We start from the raw sequence: 22,947 nt of genomic DNA, 5'->3' as shown, positions 1-22,947 counted from the left end.
AAAGACGCCATAAATAGCTCGAGCTGCGCTATCCGTGGCACGAGCACTTTATTTCACTGCCAGCCCTCACCTTGCAGATAGCGTCATTGCCGCTTGTCAGCGGCCCCAGACACTCCTTCACAAGGGAATATCTGGGGTTAATTAAAAATCAAGCTGCAATAAATGGACTTTGGCTTTGAAGAAAAGTTGGAGGTTGCTGGACAGCCGGTATATTTGGAACAATGGACATTGCTAGCTGACTATTATCTGCTGATTTTTCCGGCATAATTGCCATAGAATCCCTCAATAAATGGAGGTCACCCGCTATTATTGGACTAATACCCGAATGGAAAGAGAACATCTGTTCACTCTGTTTTTCATCTCGACTGTAGTAATTATATACATTCACTTTTTGCTGTGAGTCTTTCCTTACAAAAATTAACGTATTACCCTGCCGAGAAGACGACCATTGTTCCAGTTTGCTATCTTTAAAAATAACTTTATTGGTACCATGTAAATCAACAATTTTAGTTATTCCATTACCAAGCTCAATAATATAAGTATCATTCCCCTCTCCACCTTCAAGAATATTGTCACCACCTAAACTGCACAGAAGATCATCTCCATCTCCACCGCTCAACCTGTCATTCCCCTGCCCGCTGTATAACTCGTCATTACCGTCACCGCCTTTGAGCCAATTGTTTCCTGCTGTTACCGAAATAATGTCATTACCCTCACCACCATTGATGGTATGACCACGACCACTTAAATCAGTAGCAGTATCGTTACCTTTACCCATTTCTAACGCATTATTGGACAGATGGTAATCTATAGGGATAATGATATTATCATCACCCTCAGTCACATTAACCTCAGTTGGCGATGCCTCTATAATTTCATAGCCTGCTCCTTTATCCTCAATATAAAAAATGGTTTTATTCTTATCAATCAGGGTAATTGGTTTTTTTCCATTGGTAGAGGAAAGGCTACTACACCTAAATAATTCAACAGTGAGATAGTCTTCTTTTTTATATTTGTGAGCTATTCCAATTACCCAAGCAGACGTATTATTTATTAATTGTAGATCATAACCACTGACGTCATCAAAGACTAATGTAATGGTAGAGTCATCGACTGAATCACTCTTCTGATTAATATAACCATGACTATGACTATGACTATGACTATGACTATGACTATGACTATGATATGTTTTATCAAAAAATGATCGTTCTGATTTTTTTAACTTTATTTATTCCTAATTTAGCATTTCTTATTTTAGTGAAATCAGTAGGATAAGCATCCTTTACATCAAGATGGCGATTTTTTGAAGAACCACAATAAATCGTAAGTATATTGCCATTGATTTTATCAGTCAGTACAGTACTGGTAATATTTATAACATCATTCCCACCTTCGGTTGATACACTATCTCCAGCCCCTAAATTCATAAAGTGATCATTATAAGAGGTTCCATTAAATGAATCCACAGTATATTCACTGCCCATTAGTGAAGGTTTTACAAAAGAGGGTAAGTCAATTTTTGACTGGTCAATCCACATATTATCACCATCAATTCGTATAACCTTAGCTGGCTCATTCGGAGAAATAACATTATCTACCTGAGAGTTATAGATGGCGTTAAAATTAAATAATGATTCTGCTACTACAATTTCAGAACTCAATTCCTCTGGCCATTCAGGGAATAGAATAAAATTATCCTTGGTACTGAAAATATAATTATGATTTAATGTTTTTTTATCTCTATCAGCATTGGTCATATATACTTTTTCTAAAACAATGTTTGTGATAGAACTATTTCTATCCAATGCAACAATAACGTCATTACCTATTATTTTAAGCGATTTTATTTCATTAATGTTGAATTCAAGTCTTATATTGCTAACTTCATTTTGATCAATTTCTTTTATAAAAATAGTTTTATCTCTTCCATCTTCAGAAAAAATAATATAGGTATCAATTCCTTTCCCCCCAATAGCTTTACCTTCCGATAATACTATAATATCATTACCTTCTCCACCTTTAATCCTATCATAGCCGCCACCACCATGAAGATAGTTATCACCGTCAGTCCCTTCAATATCATCCTCTGCGCCAGATTGGCCGATAGCATTTTCGATATTATGCAGTGTTGCTACCTTTTTTTTAGTAACTTTATCGGTCACATAACCTTCTTGGAGATTTACGTGATACCCATTATTAGAGAAACGTCCTTGCGGCGTAAAAATAGTATCGCTGCCACCTTGTCCATCTAAATAATTAGGTTCGTTATTCAATCGAGCAGAGAGTTCAAAACTAACTTCGTTGGTTAAGAAAAAATTATCATTCTTTGAGCCACCTATAAATATGTTTACCCCACCTCTGACATCAAAACTGTTTGATACACCATCTTCAGCGACACAAACATTAAAACCACCGCCGAGATCATAATATACACTTCCACTATTATGTTCATTTTTAGTTACGGGCATTGCTTCACTCTTTAAACCACCAGTGTATTGGGTTACATATTGTTGAGAGCTATCGTCACCATTAGTTCCAACCTCAATGATGGATGTTTTATATGTTCTTATTGAACTAAAATGTCGTTTAGAAAGAAGCGGGTGATTGTTGAATAAATCAATATTTTTAATAATGGCATCATTTTTAGCATGTCGTTTATTAGGGTTCAGCGTATTTATCTCTATAATGTCAAAATCATCAGTATTTCCTGTTTTTTCCAATTATAAAGTTCAGCCGCTGTTAAAAAACGCCTGTTATTACGCATAATTAAAAATCGCTCAAGGGATGCGATAGTTGTATCTTTCGATACACTCTCACTAATTTCAGCGTCAGACTTAAAATTACCCCAATCCAAATCATTAAAACTGTCCAAACGGCTTAACTCTTGCGAAATTTTACTCGAGGAACTGCCAGAACTGTATCCAGCGGATACAGCAAAGTCCCGTCCAACCTTTAGCTCCTTAATTTTCGCCTTCACAAGTTCGTGATCTATTTTATACACATATGTATACATTATCTCTCGAGATTTATCATACTCTTCATCGGCGCAAATGTAATTATCTGCCCCCATAGGTCTTATTCTGCTAGTGAACATATCTCTGGAAAATTTCAGCCTATTATCATTCATACTTTTCTCTATAAGTTTCTCAGTAATATCCACCCCTGGACTTCCAGTCATAAATATATTTAACCCCGCTGAAGCGATTTCCCCAGTAGACAGTTTTATTTCCCGTTTAAGATATTCCACTTGTCGTACAGCATTATATATCCCCCCAACGACCATAAGAGTAACGCCAGCGGTGATACCAACTGGGCCAGCAACACTCAGCCCTATAGCTAATGCTATCCCCGTTGCAATGCTCACAGCAGCTCCAATTACGGCCAGAGTGCCATTCACTATATAGTCTATTTTTAAATCAGGATTGGTTTCTTGCCCAGCTTTTATAAAATTATCGATAGACTCATGAATATCAAAACCGGAAGAAAGAAAATTCAATGCAGCGACAGTATGTTTTGCTCCTTTAGCGGCAACTTTAAATACAGCACGCCTCGTTATAGAGCTTGTCGACGACATTTTCTTAGAAAAGAATTTAGCCACGTTGTAAGCAACTGGTTGCAGTGTATCTGCGCCGAAATCAACGATTATGGCACTCCAACTGATATGTAAGTTTTTTCTTATTTCATTACTTTCTTCCACCATTATATTTGGATCTTGCAGTTTTTGTATCATACCTATTGTAGATATGGCTAATTTTGCCATAGCAAAAGTTTGAGAAACAGTTCCTACTTTTTGGCCAAAGGATTGGAAACGGCTTGATTGGGCTGTAACCTGAGTTAATCTATCCCACAGTTTTTGCTGGGTATTACCATTTGAATCAACAGATAAATTAATCGCAGTCAGATATCGCTCCGCATCCTGCCTCACCTTAGGATCAGAGTGAGCATTCAGTAAATTGTTATTATTATCTTTACTATCCAATAAGCCCTTAATCACCTTAACTGACTGTTGTTGTTCAACAGATGTTTGATCAGAAAATGAATAAAACTCATTTATTAAAAAGGGGTCAAAACGGACCGTTGCTTGCCAGTCAGGATTATTTGCTACAATATCAGTGGTAAGAAGCTTACCATCCAGCACTGCCCCCATATCATAAAGAGTGCTAAAGGCTATTTTTTGTTGGTTGAAAAATGTATTACCCAGTTCGACTAACCGTTGCCTTTCTGTTATTAAATTTTGTTGGTAAAGTTTCTTGAGTGGTAAACCTGAGCCACCAATATTACCATCAGAGAAATCCCAAAAGTATAGCTTAAAATTTCGTGCAGATTGTGCCTTAGTATTATCTACAACATAGCCTTCTATAAATGAAGATGCTTTTTTATTAACCTCACGTTTATCTATACCATAAAAAGTACTCTCACCACCTTCTGTATCATAAATAGAGCAAGAGTAGTTATCTCCTATTTTTTCAACGGAGATATTTAGCAAAGTATCATCAACCATAAATTGATAATAACCAATATCAAATTCTGGGATACCGGTAAATCCCCCATCAGGAAGCTGATGACGAACATCTTCGTATTGAAGTTCACTTAATGCATTAAATTTATTATTAAAGTTATCTAATTGTATGCTTTCATCATCTGATATGATCCCTTGCGCCTTGAGGTAGCATAATTCAAGGTGTATAGATAATTGTTGTTTAAACTGGGCCAAGTCTCCTTTGGAGGATGCATATAAATATGCAGCACCTAAGTCTAGTTGTTTTTTCTGTCCAGCGGCGAAATCTGTAGAGAGTGTTAAGAATTGATTAAGCATAAATGGTGGCTTAATTCCCATTTGGCCAGCCAGATTGACTGACTTTAAATACTTATCGGCTTTATCAATATGATGTTGCTTGCATATTGCTAATGCTGCCTTGGCGGCTAATTTTTCAAACTGTGGGTTATTGGCACTTGCTTGCTGCAATTCAGATAATTCCAGCCGCGTTTGTAAATAAAAATCAGAGTCAGTTATCATTCTCAAAATATCACGACTATCTAATACATCATGATTTAAGTTAAAAAATTCAGCAAGTGACGTTTTACTCTCAGCACATAGTTCCGTTATTAATATTCTTTTTCCACTAATCGATCTAATATATCAATAACCTTTTTAGTTCGTGAACTAAGCGACTCTAACTCGAATTTATATACTGCTATTTCACTGTACGTTTCTGTTTTAACCGCTTCTGGAGAAAATAAGGTGGTGGATTTTTTAACTACACCTTTAGTTAAATCAATATCCATGACTGATGGATTATCATTTTTGTAGTTTATTAACATATTGATATTATATCGTAGATCTTTTACAGCACTATCAAAGCTATCAGCAGGGATATGGATATTAAATTTATTATCCACAGCCGTTACCTCTATCACTACGTTTTTAACCCGCCATTCCCCTGATACTCTTTTTTCAAGAGAATAGTCAATCACTTTTGCCGTAGACTTTGATGGTAAATCAAAGATGATTTTATTTTCTTTTAATGATTTGACAATATAGGCTTGCTCACCCTCTTGTGCTTGTTTCCATATGCTATTATCTTGACGCGGTCTATCATCACCTTCAAATAGACTATAACCAACACTAATCTCCATATTTTTAAGTTTTTCTTCTGAAAAACCATATAGAACTCCTATCGGTATGCCTTTCGTTTTAGAGTTAGGTATAGTATTGGGCATACGCAGAAAATCAAATACACCCTGTTCAAAATCTGCATGACTATTATATTGTTTTGCCCCAAAATTTGGATCAAAAAAAGTCCAATGAGTATTATTATTACTATCTATGATGACAGATATTGCCATAGCGTGATTAGGCGAACTAATAGTTATATAGCTATTTTTCTTAACATCGGCTAAATCATTAATCAATAAGTTAAGTTTCCTGCTACCTTCAAAATAATCATTTTTCATCCGAGTACGTCTGGTTTCTGCATCACCATAGCCAACAATGAGCAACCCCCTATCTTGTAAATAACCTCCATAAACGTTGTTTGAACGAACCTTTTCACTATTAATTGCAACACCCAGCATCTCGCCAAATATGTTTGAAGTTACCTTATCTACCTTACTAGCCAGATACTGCCCATTTTCTTCTTTAACACTATTGCCATTCATATGTTGTTTGGCTAAATTATCTATTATAGCGCTAATTAAATATATTTTATTCTTACCCTTTTCTCGTGAATTACTTATTGATTTTTTAAAATCATTATCGTCACTTACTATATATTTTCCAATAACATCTATTAAGTCGTTGTTGGATATTTTCCCTGCTATCGACCTCTCATGTATCTCTTGCGTAAATGCATAAACATCCACAATAGCATTAATTTTTTTATTATTTTTCAGAACGGAAATCACCCCTTTAAGATCACCATCTATACTTTGATAGTTTATTTTTATATTTTGGCTGTTATGTATTGTTTGTATTCTTTCTAACTCAGTATAAAGAAACTGTCTATCATACTGCATAAGTATCTTTGCCGTTATATTATCAAGATCTCCACTTACTATCTGAGCATTCCCTTTATAACTATTAATTGCCTTTAACATAAATTCAAAATACTTTTTACCACCGCCAGAACCATTACGTTCCGCAGCTATAAATTCTGCAGATAATGCGTAACATAACCCTGTAGTAAGCCTTTCGGCAGCAACTGCATCTCCTGGCGTAACGGAGTAATAGTTTATTTCATAAATTGATTTCTTAATTTTGGTGAGTAAATCACGGCTTTGAGAAAACTCAAAAGAATAGTTTATTTCAAATGACATATATATCCCCCATGTTAAATTTTATGTTTAAAATTACATAATTGTAATTGAAATAATATCAATAAACATAAGGAAAATATAATTACAAAGTATTTATAACATTATATAAATATTTATTAACCAATAAATAATTGAAATAAGACACAAGTAAATATGGAAATATATAATTAATGGATGACTGCGAAAGGATTATTAAAACCAGAGGTTGCGGGATAGCTCGATTGACTACCCCGCCAAAAAGGTTACTTCAATACACCAGAAAGGAACTGCTGCAAACGGGGACTTTTAGGATGGCCAAACAGCTCGGCGGGCGGGCCTTCTTCTTCAATTAGCCCTTTGTGCAAAAAGATAACATGGCTGGAAACATGGCGGGCGAACTCCATTTCATGGGTGACTACCACCATCGTTTTGCCCTCTTCAGCCAGTTTCTGCATAATGCGCAATACTTCACCGACCAACTCAGGGTCTAGCGCGGAGGTAGGTTCATCAAACAATAAGACATCCGGCTCCATTGCTAAGGCACGCGCAATAGAAACACGCTGTTGCTGACCACCTGACAGGTGCACAGGGTATTTGGCACGCGCGCGCTCATCAATCCCCACCTTATCCAGATAACGAATGGCTCGCTCTTTAGCCACTGGCTTACTTAATCCCAACACTTGTACCGGCGCTTCCATCACGTTTTCCAACACCGTCATATGGCTCCACAAATTAAAGTGTTGGAACACCATCGTCAGACGAGTACGCAACAATTGCAGCTCTTTTTTATCAAAGACTTTTAGCTGCCCGTCTTTATCACGTACCAACCGGATATTCTGATTATTAACACTAATAGAGCCTTCACTGGGTTTTTCCAAAAAGTTAATACAGCGTAAAAAGGTACTTTTCCCCGAGCCGGATGAGCCAATAATAGAGATAACATCTCCTGCCTTCGCTGACAGCGATACACCTTTTAATACCTCGTGCTCCCCATAATGTTTATGCAATTCAGTTACAGACAGTTTGGTTTCAGCGATTTTAGTTTCTAAAGTATTAGTCATAATATCTCCATACTTAATGCGATGCCTGAGGTTTTATATGGGCCAGCCAACGTTTTTCTGCCTGGCGGAACAGGCTAATTAACGTATAGGAGATAATCAGATAAAGTACGGCAGCAATACCAAATGCATAAAACGGCTGATAAGTTGCAGCGTTAATATCGCGTGCTATTTTCAGTATATCCGGCACTGTCGCAGTAAAAGCCAGCGCCGTAGAATGCAGCATTAAAATGACTTCATTACTGTAGGCCGGTAAAGCAATACGCAGTGCGGAAGGTAAAATAATACAGCGATACAGTTTAAAACGTGAAAATCCATAGGCTCTGGCGGCTTCTATTTCACCGTGTGGCACTGCACGAATAGCACCCGCAAAGATTTCTGTAGTATAAGCACAGGTATTCAGTGTGAGAGCTAAAATAGTGCAATTCAATCCACTGCGGAAAAAGGCATTTAGCAGGTCATTGCCTCGGATAATCTCCAAACTGTATACGCCAGAATATAACACCAATAATTGTACATATAATGGCGTGCCGCGAAAGATATAGGTAAAAACCAGACAGGTAAACGGACCCAGCGCCGCTCATCAACCCGAGCTACCGCTAATGGGATGGCCACTAACCCCCCCATCACTACCGAGGAAATGAGTAACCACAATGTAATAGCCACACCTGTAAAGCGGTAACCATCACTCCAAAGCAGTGCTTGCCAGTATTGATGTAGAATATCAATCATAGCTCAGCCCTCTTCACCCCGTGGGAATAACGCCGCTCCAACCACAGCAGCACTCCGTTCGATAGTGTAGTGAAAATCAGGTAAACCGCCCCAGCCACTAAAGCAAAGAAGAAAGGTTGATATGTCCCCTTGCCGGCTAACTGTGTGGCTTTGACCACATCATTCAAACCCAGAATAGAAACCAGCGCTGTCGCTTTAAGGATAACCTGCCAGTTATTACCGATACCAGGTAAGGCATAACGCATCATGGCAGGAAACATAATTCTGCGAAAAATCTGGCTGGATGTGAAACCAAATGCAATGGCAGCTTCAATTTGCCCTCGAGGAACCGCCATATAAGCACCGCGGAAAGTTTCAGTGAAATAGGCACCATAAATAAAGCCAAGAGTAATTATCCCGGCAGAGAGAGGGTCAATATTGATTTGTGCAAAACCAAAGAATTCAGTAATGCTATTTAGGGTTATCTGCAAACCGTAAAAGATCAGTAGCATCAAGACCAAATCAGGCACACCGCGGATCAACGTGGTGTAGCACTCAAATAAACCAGATAACAGCCGGTTTGATGATAGCTTTCCTCCGGCACCCATCAGGCCGATAACCACCGAAAGCAGCACTGAACTCAGTGCCAGTTCCAGTGTCACCAGCGCACCCTCAAATATCAGTTTCGAATATCCATCCAGCATCTGGGTTATCCTATTTTACTGAGTAAGGAGTCTGGTTAATGACTTTGGGTTGCCCCATAACAGCCCCTGCCCAATTTAGGCAGAGGCGGTTACAGCAAACGGAATTAACCGCCGTAAACATCAAAATCGAAATATTTTTTCGCGAGCTTATCGTAAGTGCCATCTTTGCGCATTTCTGCAAAGGCTTTATCCAGCGCGGCTTTCAGTTCTACGTCATCTTTACGCAGCCCCATCCCCGTACCGACACCAAAGAATTCATCATTTTTAACTGATGGGCCAGCGAAGGCATACCCTTTACCTGCCGCTTGTTTCAGGAAACCTTCACTCGCTGCAACTTCATCCTGGAATGCTGCGTCAATGCGGCCTGAGGCTAAATCAGCATAAATCAGATCCTGATTTTGGTAGGCAACAACATCAATCCCTTTTGGCTGCCACTCAGCATTGGCATAGGCTTCCTGAGTCGAACCTTGTAATACCCCAACACGCTTACCTTTTAAGGCGACGAGTGTTGGCTCAACTTTGCTGCCTTGCGTCGCGATCAAGCGAGAGTTAGCAGCGAAAAGTTTGTCTGTAAAGGCAATTTCTTTTTGGCGTTTCTCAGTGATAGAGAGCGAGGAGATAATGGCATCAATTTTTTTAGCTTTCAGTGATGGGATTAAGGCGTCGAAATCACTTTCTACAAAAGTGCATTTAGTATCAATACGTTTGCATAACTCTTTCGCTATATCGATATCAAAACCCACCAACTCACCGCTGGCATTTTTAGATTCAAAAGGCGCGTAAGTAGGATCAGTTCCAATTTTGACATCTTTTGGAATAGCAGCAAAAGCACTGCTCGCAGCAGCTAGTGCTAATACCAAAGGAAGGACAAACATCTTCTTATTCATACGTAACCCTCAAATTGATTTTCGATGTCACAAAGCGCGCTAGATTTCTATACAAGCCCGAGCTGTCATAAATCAATTTGCACTAATCATGCCAGTAATCGTCTGGAAGGAAACTCTGTTCCGCCCAGCTATTTTCTTGCACTATCATCACTAAAATCGATAAACGCGAAGGCATCAGATTGTAAACAGAAACCCAATACGCAATTCATGCCACAGTACGCAAGGTGAAACAGGATCATTGTGGTGCATAATCCGCCTCATTTCAGTGCGATGTTGCACAAATGTATCAAATTAGTGAGAAATGTTAACTGTGACCTTGCCAACGGATAAATAGATCGGTAGGGAGTTCGATATCGAATTGATCGACGATACGATTGACTGTCTGATCAACAATATCCTGAATAGTTTGTGGTTGATGATAGAACGCGGGCATAGGCGGCATAATGACAGCACCCAGTTCAGCAGCCTGTACCATTAGACGCAAATGGCCCAGATGTAGCGGGGTTTCGCGCACGCAAAGTACCAGTGGGCGGCGCTCTTTGAGTATCACATCGGCAGCTCGAGTCAGTAAACCGTCCGTATAACTATGAACAATGCCAGATAATGTTTTGATTGAACAAGGTAAAATGACCATACCACAGGTCTTGAATGAACCTGAGGAGATACAGGCTGCGATATCGCGTGAATCGTGGACGACATCAGCCATTGCCTGCACATCTTTAACACTGAATTCGGTTTCCAGCGCCAACGTCTGACGCGCCGCATTACTGAGAATCAGATGAGTTTCCACCCCCTCGACCTGCTGCAACACCTGCAAGAGCCGCACACCATAAATGGCTCCGCTGGCACCACTGATGCCGATAATAAGTCGTTTCATGGAAAACTGCCCCTCGCGCTGGCATTGCACTTTTTAACTAAAGCACAATATGAAGAAATATCGGCAAACTTTGCCGCATCAAGTAGGGATTAGCAAGTCATGCTTCCGTATCTTATATCCAATAAATTTCAAGATACAGGCAAGCTGAAAGGCATATAACAAAAAAGGTGCACCGCGCCGAAACGTAGGTTGCACCTTTTTGATTCAAACTCTCTTTCCAGCGGTGGCAGCACACAGCCTCTGCCACCTACGGATGTAACTTGGGGTATCAGCCCTCGTTATGCATCTCCAGATTTTCTGCTTCGTTATGATTACGTAATGCCTGCGCATCATCGTTACGTAACGACTCAAGATACTCCAGATAGCTCTGATCTACGTCTTTAGTGACGTAAATACCGTCAAAAACCGAGCACTCGAACTGGATGATATCTGGGTTATCTTCGCGAACTGCCTCGATAAGGTCACTAAGATCCTGAAAAATTAGCTCATCAGCACCAATCAACTTACAGATTTCATCCACTTCGCGGCCATGTGCAATCAACTCATTGGCACTTGGCATATCGATGCCGTACACATTCGGAAAACGGATTTCCGGTGCGGCAGAGGCAAAATAAACTTTTTTTGCACCAGCCTCGCGCGCCATCTCGACAATCTGTTCTGATGTGGTTCCACGCACGATGGAATCATCCACTAATAACACGTTCTTACCACGGAATTCGGCGCGGTTGGCATTCAGTTTACGACGTACAGATTTACGGCGTTCCTGCTGCCCCGGCATGATAAAGGTACGACCCACATAGCGATTTTTTACAAAACCCTGGCGGTACGGTTTATCCAGAATACGGGCAATTTCCAGCGCGATGTCACAGGAAGTCTCTGGGATAGGAATAACCACATCAATATCCAAGTCTTCCCACTGCTTAGCAATTTTAACACCCAACTTCTGGCCCATGCGCACGCGGGCGCTGTAGACAGAAATTTTATCGATAAATGAGTCAGGACGGGCAAAATAAACGTACTCAAACAAGCACGGATTGTATTTTGGGTTCTCAGCGCATTGGCGGGTGAACAACTGGCCTTTTTCGGTGATATACACCGCTTCACCCGGAGCGACATCGCGCAGGAACTCAAAGCCCAATGTATCCAGTGCCACACTTTCAGACGCCACCATATACTCACTGCGGCCATCTGCCAGCGTACGTTTACCGATAACCAATGGGCGGATACCATTAGGATCGCGGAAAGCAACCATACCGTGGCCGATAATCATCGCGACACAAGCATAAGCTCCACGAATCAATTGGTGCATTGCAGCCACAGCCGCAAAGATGTTGTCAGATTCCAGCGGGTAATGCTGGAAACGGTCCAATTCACTGGCAAAAATATTCAGTAAAATCTCCGAGTCAGACGTGGTATTCACATGACGGCGAGAAACTTCGAATAGTTTTTTTCTCAGTTGGTGAGCGTTGGTCAGATTACCGTTATGCGCCAGGGTAATGCCGAACGGTGAGTTAACATAGAAGGGTTGAGCTTCAGAGGCACTTGAACTGCCTGCGGTCGGGTAACGAACATGGCCAATTCCCATATTCCCCTGCAAGCGCAGCATATGCCGGGTTTCAAATACATCCTTTACCAAGCCGTTTGCTTTGCGCAGACGGAACCCATTATGGGCATCAATAGTAACGATGCCCGCAGCATCCTGACCTCGGTGCTGAAGCACCGTCAACGCATCATAAATCGACTGGTTTACCGGTGTAAAACCGGCGATACCGACAATACCGCACATGTTGTCTTTTCCTCATAAGCCGCTCCGAATCGGTAATTGATTCGGCAAGAAACTCGACGTGCTCTGCAGGTAGTCAAAGAACCACCTGATGATATAACTGAACTGCGGGATCAATTGTGACTGCTTCCAGTCGGCACTTTGTGAAAAACCGGTAAACGTATCCAGAAAGAACAACATGGCGGAGACAATCAGTACGCCGCGCAATGCGCCAAAACAGACGCCCAGCACCCGGTCAGTTCCTGATAACCCAGTACGTTCTACCAATGAACCAATCACATAGTTAACAATCGCCCCGACGATCAATGTCGCGATGAACAAAATGCCGATGGCAATTCCGTTGCGAACAACTTCATCTTCAAAACGGGTGAAGTAGATAGCAAGATAAGTGTAGAAATGACTGGCAACAAAAAACGCACATCCCCATGTTACAAGTGATAATGCTTCACGGACAAAACCTCGGATCAAACTGACCAATGCAGAAAATCCGATAATCCCTATTATGACGTAATCAATCCAGACCATGACTATTCCAATGACGAAATCACCGCTACATCCTGTTCGCGGCGAATTCTAACAGAAAAAGAAAACGTTTGCGTAGGGCTTTTCCGACCCAGCAACAAATTAAAGTGCGGCGATTTTAAAAACAACAATCGCCGCACAAATGAAGCCACTAAAACCGCATGGACTCGGACAACCTAATACCCCAATCCTTAACGCGCCGTGCCATAAGGCTTCACTTGCCCATTCAGCCCACTTAATGAATTAAGCTCTGGCAAGGCCGATTGCAGTTTCGGTTTTGACGCATCCGGCCCGACAAATACGCGAGTTATCTGGCCCTGAACGGGTGTTGCAGGCACGGTAAATGCCCGGTGGCCCGACAGACGCAGTGTTGCCACAATTTCATTTACTTTAGCGGCGTTCTTCAGCGCGCCTAACTGAACCACATATGCCTGCCCAACCGGTGCTTTTTCTTCCACTACCGGTTTGGTTTCTGGCTGAACGTCCGGTTTAACTTCAGGTTTAACCTCTGGTTTAGGTTTTACTTCCTGCGGTTTTTTCTCTGCCGGAGTGGGTTTAATTTCAACCGGTTTCTTCTCGACAGGTTTCACCTCAACCGGCTTACTTTGCAGCGGTGGTGGTGTCACTATCGTCGGCTCTGCGGGTAGATTACCGGCATCATTCGCGGCCTGAGAACCCGAATTATCTTTCGGCGGTTCCACCGCTTGCGCAGCACCTTCCGGTGGAGCAATAGGCAGAGGTTGGCTGACTGGCCCAACCGCATCAATCTCCTGGCTATCGCCCGGTTTTGGCACTAATGGGATGGCTGCGAACTCATCCTCATAATGCTTTTTTTTACCATCCAGTAGCCCCGGCAGCACAATCACGCCCAAGGCCACCAGAATGATGGTTCCGACTAAACGGTTCTGGAACTTACTTGCCACTCGCACTCCCCAATTCAATGCCTTGATAAACTCACGCTGTTACAAATCCATTGCCGCCATCACATGGGCAACAGTATGGAAAGAGCCACAGACAATGACGACATCCTGTCGTTCCGAATCTTGCATGGCCTGACGCCAGGCCGTTGCTACATCGCTAAACTGACGAGACACCATCAGATGATCGGCTAGCTGCTGCGCAGTCGCCCCACGCGGCCCTTCCAGCGGCGCGCAATACCATTCATCAACCTGCTCGGATAAGCACGCCAGCGTACCACCAATATCTTTATCTGAGAGCATCCCGACCACGGCTCGTACTTTACCCCGTTTCGGCAAATGGGCCAGCTTATCGGTCAGATAGCGAGCCGCATGTGGATTATGAGCCACATCCAGAATCAGCAAGGGTTGCTCACTGACTATCTGAAAACGCCCTGGCAAACTTGCGGCCATCAGCCCTTGTCGGATAACCTCATCACTCAATGGCAAGCCGGAGTAATGCAGCACCGCCAACGCAGTAGCTGCATTGGCTAACGGTACATTAGGTAATGGCAGGTTAGCCCATTGATGGTCAACACACTGCCAGCTCCAACTGTTTTTTTGCTGACTTAATGGCTCCTGCTGACTAAATTGCCACGTATCATCGCGGCGATACAGTTTTGCCCCCAGCTCTGCGGCAACATCCGCAATTGACTGCGGCATATCTGGCTCGCCCACGACGGCAGGCTTACCTGCGCGGAACACGCCCGCTTTTTCGCGGCCAATGCTCTCACGCGAGAATCCAAGCCAGTCAGTATGGTCTATTGCGATACTGGTGATAGCCGCCACATCAGAATCAACAATATTGGTCGCATCCAACCGCCCACCCAGCCCTACTTCGAGGATCACCACATCAAGCTTAGCCTGCTTAAATAATTGCAGCGCAGATAAGGTACCAAATTCAAAGTAAGTCAGCGAGATACCGGCACGACCGGCTTCGATTTGTGCAAAGGAGTGGCTATGTTCCGCCTCAGATAATTCTTGCCCCTGAATGCGAACGCGCTCGGTATAACTCAAAAGATGAGGTGAACTGTAAACGCCGACTCGCAGGCCAGCCGCGAGCAAGATTGATTCCAGCGTACAGCAGGTGGTGCCTTTGCCATTGGTACCTGCAACGGTAAAGACTTTGGGGGCAGGTTTAAGCAAGTCCAAACGCTCAGCAACCTGTTTAACACGTTCCAAACCCAGCTCAATGGGCTGAGAATGCAAACGTTCAAGATAGTCAAGCCACGCGGCCAAAGGCGACGTGGCTTGGGGAATTTGATGATTGTCCATGAGTCCCACCACTGGCCTTTATACCCATCATACTTCAAGCTGCATATGCGTTGGCTGCTTTCATTCACCCGAATCATTGACTGGCGTCGACTCATCAGGATTATGAGCCTCCTCTGAGGCTCACCCTGCGGGCCAGCTCAAGCGTTGTTCAAACCGCTCTCCGACCGATTTGTCACTCAATTGCCGCCTTCCTGCAACTCGACATATTTTGGATAAACATTTTCTTTTTTAAAGCGACAAATGCTCAAGCTACAACAATGCACAGTAATCGGACACCACCGTATTAGGGTGATGCCCGTTAGGTTAATCAGGCATCAGCTTGATTGTCTGTCGTAACAGCATCGGCTTTGACTTCAACCGCGCTTGGCTGCGACTGATGAGTCAATTTAGACAAGATGCTCGCCAGTGTCTGGCGCATCACCGGACGACGAACGATCATGTCGATCGCACCTTTCTCAATCAAAAACTCACTGCGCTGGAAGCCCGGCGGTAGTTTCTCGCGTACGGTCTGCTCAATAACCCGAGGGCCGGCAAAACCGATCAGCGCCTTTGGCTCCGCAATATTGATATCACCCAACATTGCCAGACTGGCAGAAACGCCACCCATAGTAGGATCGGTCAGCACGGAAATATAGGGTAAACCGCGCTCTTGCATTTTAGCCAGTGCTGCACTGGTTTTTGCCATTTGCATCAATGACATCAGTGCTTCTTGCATACGTGCGCCGCCACTGGAAGAGAAACAGACCAACGGGCAATTATCTTCCAGTGCCTGTTCAACTGCGCGAACAAAGCGAGCGCCCACAACAGATGCCATTGAACCGCCCATAAAGGCAAATTCAAATGAGACGGCAACGATAGGCATCCTCTCTAAAGTCCCTTTCATCGCGACCAGAGCATCTTTCTCGCCCGTCTCTTTTTGTGCAGCAGCGAGGCGATCTTTATACTTTTTGGAATCCTTGAATTTCAGGAGATCCTTCGGCTCCAGTTCGCTACCCAATTCAACTTCACTGCCTTCATCCAATAGCATATGTAGCCGTGCTCGGGCTGTCATTCGCATATGATGATCACACTTAGGACAAACTTCCAGATTACGCTCCAGCTCGGCACGATAAAGTACCTGGCCACAGCTATCACATTTTGTCCACACCCCTTCAGGAATACTCGCTTTACGGGTTTGTGTGATGTTGCTTTTGTTAAGAATTCGTTCAATCCAGCTCATCGATGACCTTTCTGTTTGAACCTGGCTGTTGCCAGTTCGCTGTTCATGCTTTAACCATCTCCCTGAAAACCCCCCAATAAAAAATGCCTAAGATATACACCAATACGGCGTAACTAAGGCACTTAACTCGGGTTGTCCGCAGGAACAGACCATAAATGTTACTCATTAAACCATATTGGCTCGACAGTGTAGATAAAAAACTGGTCGAACCCGCAGCTTAGGCAACGTTTTTACTGATTTTTCTGACGCGCTGCTGCCCGCCGATGCCGCCAAACCTCGAATACACCCGGCAAGATTGACACCACGATAATAGCGACAATCAGCAATTTCAGATTATCCTGAACAAAAGGCATGTTGCCAAACCAGTAGCCAGCATAGGTGAATAACAGTACCCATACCAACGCGCCAATCACGTTATAGGCTGCAAAGTGGCGGTAGGACATTTTACCCATTCCGGCGACGAAGGGGGCAAATGTACGGATAATTGGAACAAAACGCGCAAGAACAATCGCTTTTCCACCGTGTTTTTCGTAAAACTGATGGGTTTTATCAAGATAGCTGCGACGAAAAATTTTGGAATCCGGATTACTGAACAGTTTTTCACCGAAAACCCGACCAATAGTATAATTAATAGCATCACCGAGAATAGCAGCAACCACCATCAAGGCAACCATCATATGCACATTGAGATCATTAGACGGTAATGATGCCAGCGCACCTGCCACAAACAGCAAAGAGTCACCAGGCAGGAACGGAGTGACCACCAACCCGGTTTCACAGAATAAAATCAGGAATAAAATGGCATAAACCCAGATACCATATTGCGCCACCAGTTCAGCCAGATGGACATCAATATGCAGAATAAAATCAATAACGAAACGTATAAATTCCATAAATACTCTCAAGTCATAAACGTAACGAATATCTCACCAGATGAATGAGATTAGCTGAACTTCCTTAGGTATTCCTTAGCCTGAAGTCTGCCTCAACTCAAACCTATTATTCGCCACGATCTATCATTTTAATAAACTCAATCATCCGCCAGAAACAGCGGTCCCATCGGTACTTTTGGTAAACCAAAGTGTTCAGGATAGTCGACCGAGACTAAATAAAGCCCTTCTGATTTCGCGGTTGCAGCGGCGCGCGTTCTATCTTTGAGTGCCAGCAACTGAGCCATCCAGGTCACATCTTGATTACCGCAGCCAACTTCAATCAAACTTCCCACGATATTGCGCACCATGTGGTGAACGAATGCGTTGGCCTTGATATCTATCACGATATACGCGCCGTGTCGGGTAACTTTGATATGTTTTACATTTCGCCACGGCGTGCGGGACTGACATTGTACTGCGCGGAACGAGGTAAAGTCATGCTCACCCAGTAAGCACTGCGCGGCCTGTTTCATCTTTTCGGCGTCCAGCGGCATATAGCAATGGGTCACCCCTTGCGCCAATACCGCCGGGCGATAACGATGATTGAAAATAATGTAACGATAACGCCGTGCGGTGGCGCTAAAGCGTGCGTGAAAATCATTATCGACGGTTTTCACCCAACGCACTGCAATATCTGGCGGCAAATGGGTATTCACGCCCATAGTCCAGGCCGCATCTTTACGCACTGCGTGAGTAACAAAATGTACCACCTGCCCGGTGGCATGAACTCCGGTGTCCGTGCGGCCCGCACAGAAAACACCAATAGGTTCATTGGCCACTTTCGACAACGCAGCCTCCAGGCTAGACTGTACGCTCACGACATCCAACTGCCGTTGCCAGCCAAAATAGCGGCTACCGTTATATTCAATACCCAATGCAATTTTCAGCCCGGCATTCTTAGCCGTTTCTTGCTCAACGAACGTATCTTGCTGAGCCAACTCAAGTTCGGACATCAGTATAGTTGCTCCTGCAACAGGCGCTCCGCCGTTTCAATTGCCATCAACGCACCGCCAAAACGAATGTTGTCGGCCACTGACCAGAACTGCAAAATTTCCGGAATACCGTAGTCATTACGCACACAGCCGATACTCAACACATCGCTGCCAGAGGCATCACTGACCTGAGTGGGGTAGTCATCTTCTTCAGATAACTGAATATCTTCGCAATTTTCCAGTTCGCTGCGGGCTTCATCAGACGACATTGGGCGCAGCGCTTCCAGATGTACCACCTGTGCCTGACCATAAAATACTGGCGACTGAATACAGTTCACTGAGATAGGTAAACCTCCGTCCTGCAATACTTTACGTACCTGATCCACTAAGCGGCGCTCTTCACGCACACTGCCCTCGCCATCCGCCAGCAGCGGTAAGACGTTAAATGCCAGTTGCTTGGGGAAGAAACCCGGTTCGGCAGGAATACCATTCAATAATTTCGCACTTTGCCCTGCCAGGTCATCCACAGCGGTTTTACCGTATGCGGAGGCGGAAATCAGCGCGGTGACATGTAATCGGGATAAACCGGCTTGCTCGGTCAGCGGTTTAATTGCTGTCAATAATTGGCAGGTTAAGCTATCGGCTACCGCCACAATATTGCGATTGCGGTATTCCGCCAGCACTTGTGGATTCACACTTGGCACCACCAGCGGCACATCCGGCTCCATTGCGAACAAGCCGCTGCTGTCGATGACCAGACAACCCGCATTTGCCGCTTCTTCGGCATATTGCTGCGAGGCTTCATGCCCCGCGACAAAAAAGGCTAACTGGGCTTGGGACCAGTCAAACTCGGCGGCATTTTCAACCAGCAGACTTTTGCCGTTAAAACGCACGGTCGCACCGGCACTGCGCTCACTGGCCAGTGGATACAATTCACCAACTGGGAACTGGCGCTCATTTAGCAGCTCCAGCAAGGCTTCACCTACTGCGCCCGTTGCTCCTAACAGAGCAATATTCCAGCCGTCAGACATGTTGGTTTTCTCCACAATGATTCATTGAATTACAAGGATTTATACAAATACAAACAGGCGGTAGAACACCGCCTAATAATCAATATGTTATCGGCTTATCGTCACTGAGTACTAAACCCTAACGCCTGCAACAGCTCCGCACTGGCAGCGTCATCGCACTGGACACAAAGTGATGACCATTCGCGCCGTTCCTGATAGTGCTTACGCAACCGGTCAAACTCACCGCGAATGCCAGCAACACGGCGCAATGGCGCATCATCGCGGCGCACATCATACACTAAGTGCATCAATCGTTTTAATTTGCCTTCATCCAGCGCACCATTGAGGCGCACATGACTGAATTCAGGCGATGGTAGCAATGAAGCCAGTTCGACCGATTGCGGTTGCCCCAAATGCTGACTAAAGGCTTCAAACACTTGTGTCGTCCCTCGAGCCTTACCCTCCAGCGTATAACCTGCAATATGTGGCGTACCGATATCGACACGAGCTAGCAACGGCAACGATAGCTCCGGTTCCGGCTCCCAGACATCCAGTACCACGCTGAGTTTTTTACCTTGCTCCAGCGCCTTTAACAGTGCGGCGTTATCCACCACCGCACCACGGCAGGCGTTGATCAGAATACGGCCATCGGGCAGTGCTGCCAGTAATGCGTCGTCGGCCATGTGCACACTTTGGTAAACACCGCTTTTATTTAGCGGAGTATGGAAAGTAAGTACATCGGCTTCACGCACCAGTTTTTCCAACGGCCAGAAAGTTTCGTTATCACCACGATCGGCACGCGGAGGATCGCACAATAACGTGCGAACGCCCAGCGCTTGCAGGCGTGCATTCAGCCGCGAACCGACATTACCGACGCCGATAATACCAACCGTTTTATCACGTAACTGGAAGTTGTCACGTTCAGCCATCATCATCAACGCAGAAAAGACATACTCAACGACGGCAATCGCGTTGCAACCAGGAGCCGCAGAGAAGCCAATGCCTTGCTGTCGTAGCCAGTTGTCATCGACATGATCGGTACCGGCAGTCGCCGTGCCCACAAAGCCAATTGAGGTGCCTTGCAGCAACGCTTCGTTCACTTTGGTCACCGAGCGCACCATCAGGGCATCGGCGTCAGCCAGGGCATCGCGGGGAATTGGCCGCCCCGGTACCGCCTGTACATGACCTAAACGCCGGAATAGCTCATCGGCATACGGCATATTCTCATCGACCAGAATTTTCACTTTGTTCTCCGGCAGTTTACTGCCCCATAAAGTAGGCGTTCAGTATATACCCAAAGCGTTTAGAGTTGCAGCCAACACCCTGCGGCGTCAAGGGCGCAAGGGATTGTATCGGCGAAAACGTTCTGGCGTAGTCCCTGCGATTTGTTGGAACATGGCGATAAAAGCGGATGCCGAGCTATAACCCACATCCAGCGCCACACTTTGTACGGTTTTCCCTTGTTCTAACAACGAAATAGCATGGAGAAAGCGTAACCGCTGCCGCCACTCGCTAAACGCCATGCCTAACTCTTGCTGGCAGCGGCGCGATAAGGTGCGCTCAGTGGTATAAACCCGTTTGGCCCAGAGTGCCAGCGAGGTGTTATCCGAGGGGCAGCGCTCTAATGCCGCCAAAATGGGCGACAGCAGTTTGTCTTGCGAGGTCGGCAGATAGGTGCGCTGTACTGGTGAGACTCGGAGCTGATCAATCAAAACGCGCGCTAAGCGTATATCCTGTTCACTCTCCGGCATCAATAAACCACGGGAGAAGCAATCCTCGACAATGGCATTAAAAATTGGGCTAACATTCAGCAGGCAGGCAGAATCCGGTAACTCATCGCAAAATTCCAACGCAATATCAATGGCGCGAAACTGCATCGGCTTACGGTTATAGCTGGAATGCTCCACTCCGGCAGGTATCCAAACGCTGAATTCCGGTGGAGCGAGAAAGCGCTGACCAGAGATACTCATAGCCACCACACCTGATTTTACGCAAATCAATTGCCCGTAGGGATGGGTGTGTGGCAGGAATTCAGTATTGGCATTAAATTCTTCACAGCGAAAAGACAACCTCGGCACAACCGTGTTTATCACCGCAGGGAAAGAGGGTTCAGTCATCGTAAGCTATCTCCTGTAAAAGTAATTCTCGCCGAAATTGTCCTAATTACAGCAATTATTGTCTGGTTATCAGTATATAGAATAAATCAGACAACTGTAGACTACGTCACATATTATTTAGATGAGAATTATTACCATGAATGCACTATTCCCCTTGTTTGCGGTGATCATCTGGTCAATCAATGCCGTTGTCAGCAAGGTTTCTGCTACTGCCATTGACCCTGCCGCAATCTCGTTTTACCGCTGGCTGCTGGCGTTATTGACACTCACCCCTTTTCTATTGATGGGGGTTATCCGCAACTGGCAGGCAGTCCGTATTTATTGGTGGAAACTAATGATTCTCGGTCTGTTGGGTATGGTGCTGTATCAAAGCCTGGCTTACTACGCAGCCCACAGTGTCAGTGCGCTATTTATGGGTATTCTCAGTTCACTCATTCCGCTGCTCACTGTGCTTATCAGTATTTTGCTATTACGGGTAGTGCCCACCATCGGCATAGCACTGGGTAGCGTGCTGTCACTGGGAGGATTAGTGTGGCTGGTCAGCGCGGGGAACCCGGCAGAGCTACTGCAACATGGCATTGGCAAAGGTGAATTAATGATGCTGGCCGCCTCGATGTCTTATGCCCTTTACGGCGTATTGACTAAGCGCTGGTCGATTCCGCTCCCTAACTGGCAATCTCTTTATATGCAAATCGTCTTCGGCGTAGTGCTGTTATTGCCTAATTTTCTTATAGCTTCGGATGTACAACTGACCGCGCAGAATATCCCATTAGTGTTATTTGCCGGAATTCCGGCCTCAATTATGGCACCTTATTTATGGATTCAGGGAGTGATGCGCTTAGGGGCAAATACCGCGTCTATCTTTATGAACCTGACACCGGTCTTTACTGCCATCATTGCGGTAACCTTACTGCATGAGCAATTGCACAGCTACCACCTGATTGGCGGTAGCATAACCCTTGCGGGGGTGATATTAGCCCAGCGCCTGCGCACGCCGTTACGAAGAGCCGTTACGCCGTAAAAACAAGCTTGGGGCCAATTATGGCGTTAATCTGCGGGAATATCGTGCGATGAAATGCGGCGATTTATACACATCTCGCCGCCTCTAAACTGCACATTTCAGTGGCGGACTTACTGCACCTGGGACACGACTGCCCTTTATTTGA

19 protein-coding genes and 1 pseudogene are annotated in these 22,947 nt (G+C 44.6%); 1 reads left to right on the top strand and 19 read right to left on the bottom strand.

The annotated features are described in order from the left end of the window. Positions 1 to 148 precede the first annotated feature (148 nt). The 19 genes and pseudogenes from YALDO0001_RS10725 to YALDO0001_RS10635 all read right to left on the bottom strand — a co-directional run bounded on the left by YALDO0001_RS10725 (position 149) and on the right by YALDO0001_RS10635 (position 21,781). Positions 149 to 844: a calcium-binding protein gene (locus YALDO0001_RS10725; RefSeq protein WP_004702963.1), complete on the bottom strand. Its 696-nt coding sequence runs from the start codon at positions 842 to 844 to the stop codon at positions 149 to 151. Positions 845 to 1,196: 352 nt separating this feature from the next. After that, complete coding sequence (locus YALDO0001_RS10720; protein ID WP_042839782.1) at positions 1,197 to 2,723, bottom strand: calcium-binding protein; 1,527 nt, start codon at positions 2,721 to 2,723, stop codon at positions 1,197 to 1,199. Continuing rightward, on the bottom strand, positions 2,684 to 5,020 hold the full coding sequence (locus YALDO0001_RS10715) for a hypothetical protein (RefSeq protein ID WP_004702950.1): 2,337 nt from the start codon (positions 5,018 to 5,020) through the stop codon (positions 2,684 to 2,686). Before YALDO0001_RS10715 ends, YALDO0001_RS10720 begins: the two co-directional genes overlap by 40 nt. 89 nt (positions 5,021 to 5,109) lie before the next feature. Continuing rightward, positions 5,110 to 6,819 (bottom strand): YopT-type cysteine protease domain-containing protein, encoded by a 1,710-nt coding sequence (locus YALDO0001_RS10710; RefSeq protein WP_004702949.1) that lies wholly within the window; start codon positions 6,817 to 6,819, stop codon positions 5,110 to 5,112. A 242-nt stretch (positions 6,820 to 7,061) separates the two neighbouring features. Beyond that, the gene (gene hisP, locus YALDO0001_RS10705; protein ID WP_004702947.1) at positions 7,062 to 7,859 is read right to left on the bottom strand and encodes a histidine ABC transporter ATP-binding protein HisP; all 798 of its coding nucleotides are present in this window, start codon (positions 7,857 to 7,859) and stop codon (positions 7,062 to 7,064) included. A 13-nt stretch (positions 7,860 to 7,872) separates the two neighbouring features. Further along, positions 7,873 to 8,588 (bottom strand): annotated as a pseudogene (locus YALDO0001_RS10700) (ABC transporter permease). Beyond that, positions 8,585 to 9,271 (bottom strand): histidine ABC transporter permease HisQ, encoded by a 687-nt coding sequence (locus YALDO0001_RS10695; protein WP_004702944.1) that lies wholly within the window; start codon positions 9,269 to 9,271, stop codon positions 8,585 to 8,587. Before YALDO0001_RS10695 ends, YALDO0001_RS10700 begins: the two are co-directional and overlap by 4 nt. A 104-nt stretch (positions 9,272 to 9,375) precedes the next feature. Beyond that, on the bottom strand, positions 9,376 to 10,158 hold the full coding sequence (hisJ, locus tag YALDO0001_RS10690; protein WP_004702942.1) for a histidine ABC transporter substrate-binding protein HisJ: 783 nt from the start codon (positions 10,156 to 10,158) through the stop codon (positions 9,376 to 9,378). A 304-nt stretch (positions 10,159 to 10,462) separates the two neighbouring features. Further along, positions 10,463 to 11,035, bottom strand: a complete 573-nt coding sequence (locus tag YALDO0001_RS10685) for a UbiX family flavin prenyltransferase (RefSeq protein WP_042546466.1) — start codon at positions 11,033 to 11,035, stop codon at positions 10,463 to 10,465. 268 nt (positions 11,036 to 11,303) lie between these two features. Next, positions 11,304 to 12,821: an amidophosphoribosyltransferase gene (gene purF / locus YALDO0001_RS10680; RefSeq protein ID WP_004702938.1), complete on the bottom strand. Its 1,518-nt coding sequence runs from the start codon at positions 12,819 to 12,821 to the stop codon at positions 11,304 to 11,306. 12 nt (positions 12,822 to 12,833) lie between these two features. Then, complete coding sequence (gene cvpA / locus YALDO0001_RS10675; protein WP_004702937.1) at positions 12,834 to 13,343, bottom strand: colicin V production protein; 510 nt, start codon at positions 13,341 to 13,343, stop codon at positions 12,834 to 12,836. 188 nt (positions 13,344 to 13,531) lie between these two features. Further along, a complete protein-coding gene (dedD, locus tag YALDO0001_RS10670) occupies positions 13,532 to 14,263 on the bottom strand; it encodes a cell division protein DedD (protein WP_004702935.1) in 732 nt (243 codons plus the stop codon). Between the two features lie 39 nt (positions 14,264 to 14,302). After that, the gene (gene folC / locus YALDO0001_RS10665) at positions 14,303 to 15,571 is read right to left on the bottom strand and encodes a bifunctional tetrahydrofolate synthase/dihydrofolate synthase (RefSeq protein WP_004702933.1); all 1,269 of its coding nucleotides are present in this window, start codon (positions 15,569 to 15,571) and stop codon (positions 14,303 to 14,305) included. Positions 15,572 to 15,878: 307 nt separating this feature from the next. Continuing rightward, positions 15,879 to 16,790 carry an acetyl-CoA carboxylase, carboxyltransferase subunit beta gene (accD, locus tag YALDO0001_RS10660; RefSeq protein WP_004702930.1) on the bottom strand — a complete coding sequence of 304 codons (912 nt, stop codon included), beginning with the start codon at positions 16,788 to 16,790 and terminating at the stop codon, positions 15,879 to 15,881. A 230-nt stretch (positions 16,791 to 17,020) separates the two neighbouring features. After that, positions 17,021 to 17,683 (bottom strand): DedA family protein, encoded by a 663-nt coding sequence (locus YALDO0001_RS10655; RefSeq protein ID WP_004702928.1) that lies wholly within the window; start codon positions 17,681 to 17,683, stop codon positions 17,021 to 17,023. Between the two features lie 137 nt (positions 17,684 to 17,820). Continuing rightward, complete coding sequence (truA, locus tag YALDO0001_RS10650) at positions 17,821 to 18,675, bottom strand: tRNA pseudouridine(38-40) synthase TruA (protein ID WP_082167907.1); 855 nt, start codon at positions 18,673 to 18,675, stop codon at positions 17,821 to 17,823. Beyond that, on the bottom strand, positions 18,675 to 19,685 hold the full coding sequence (locus YALDO0001_RS10645) for an aspartate-semialdehyde dehydrogenase (RefSeq protein WP_042839780.1): 1,011 nt from the start codon (positions 19,683 to 19,685) through the stop codon (positions 18,675 to 18,677). The genes truA and YALDO0001_RS10645 overlap by 1 nt, the downstream gene beginning before the upstream one ends. Positions 19,686 to 19,786: 101 nt before the next feature. After that, positions 19,787 to 20,908 (bottom strand): 4-phosphoerythronate dehydrogenase PdxB, encoded by a 1,122-nt coding sequence (pdxB, locus tag YALDO0001_RS10640; RefSeq protein WP_004702924.1) that lies wholly within the window; start codon positions 20,906 to 20,908, stop codon positions 19,787 to 19,789. Positions 20,909 to 20,995: 87 nt separating this feature from the next. After that, positions 20,996 to 21,781, bottom strand: a complete 786-nt coding sequence (locus YALDO0001_RS10635) for an AraC family transcriptional regulator (protein ID WP_004702922.1) — start codon at positions 21,779 to 21,781, stop codon at positions 20,996 to 20,998. 136 nt (positions 21,782 to 21,917) lie between these two features. On the opposite strand from YALDO0001_RS10635, the gene YALDO0001_RS10630 reads away from it, so the two are divergent. Then, complete coding sequence (locus YALDO0001_RS10630; RefSeq protein ID WP_042839779.1) at positions 21,918 to 22,802, top strand: DMT family transporter; 885 nt, start codon at positions 21,918 to 21,920, stop codon at positions 22,800 to 22,802. Positions 22,803 to 22,947: the final 145 nt, after the last annotated feature.

Source organism: Yersinia aldovae ATCC 35236 (assembly GCF_000173735.1).
Lineage (GTDB): Bacteria > Pseudomonadota > Gammaproteobacteria > Enterobacterales > Enterobacteriaceae > Yersinia > Yersinia aldovae.
Note: the sequence above shows the minus strand (reverse complement) of the source record. Positions and strands in the feature narration are given on the sequence as shown.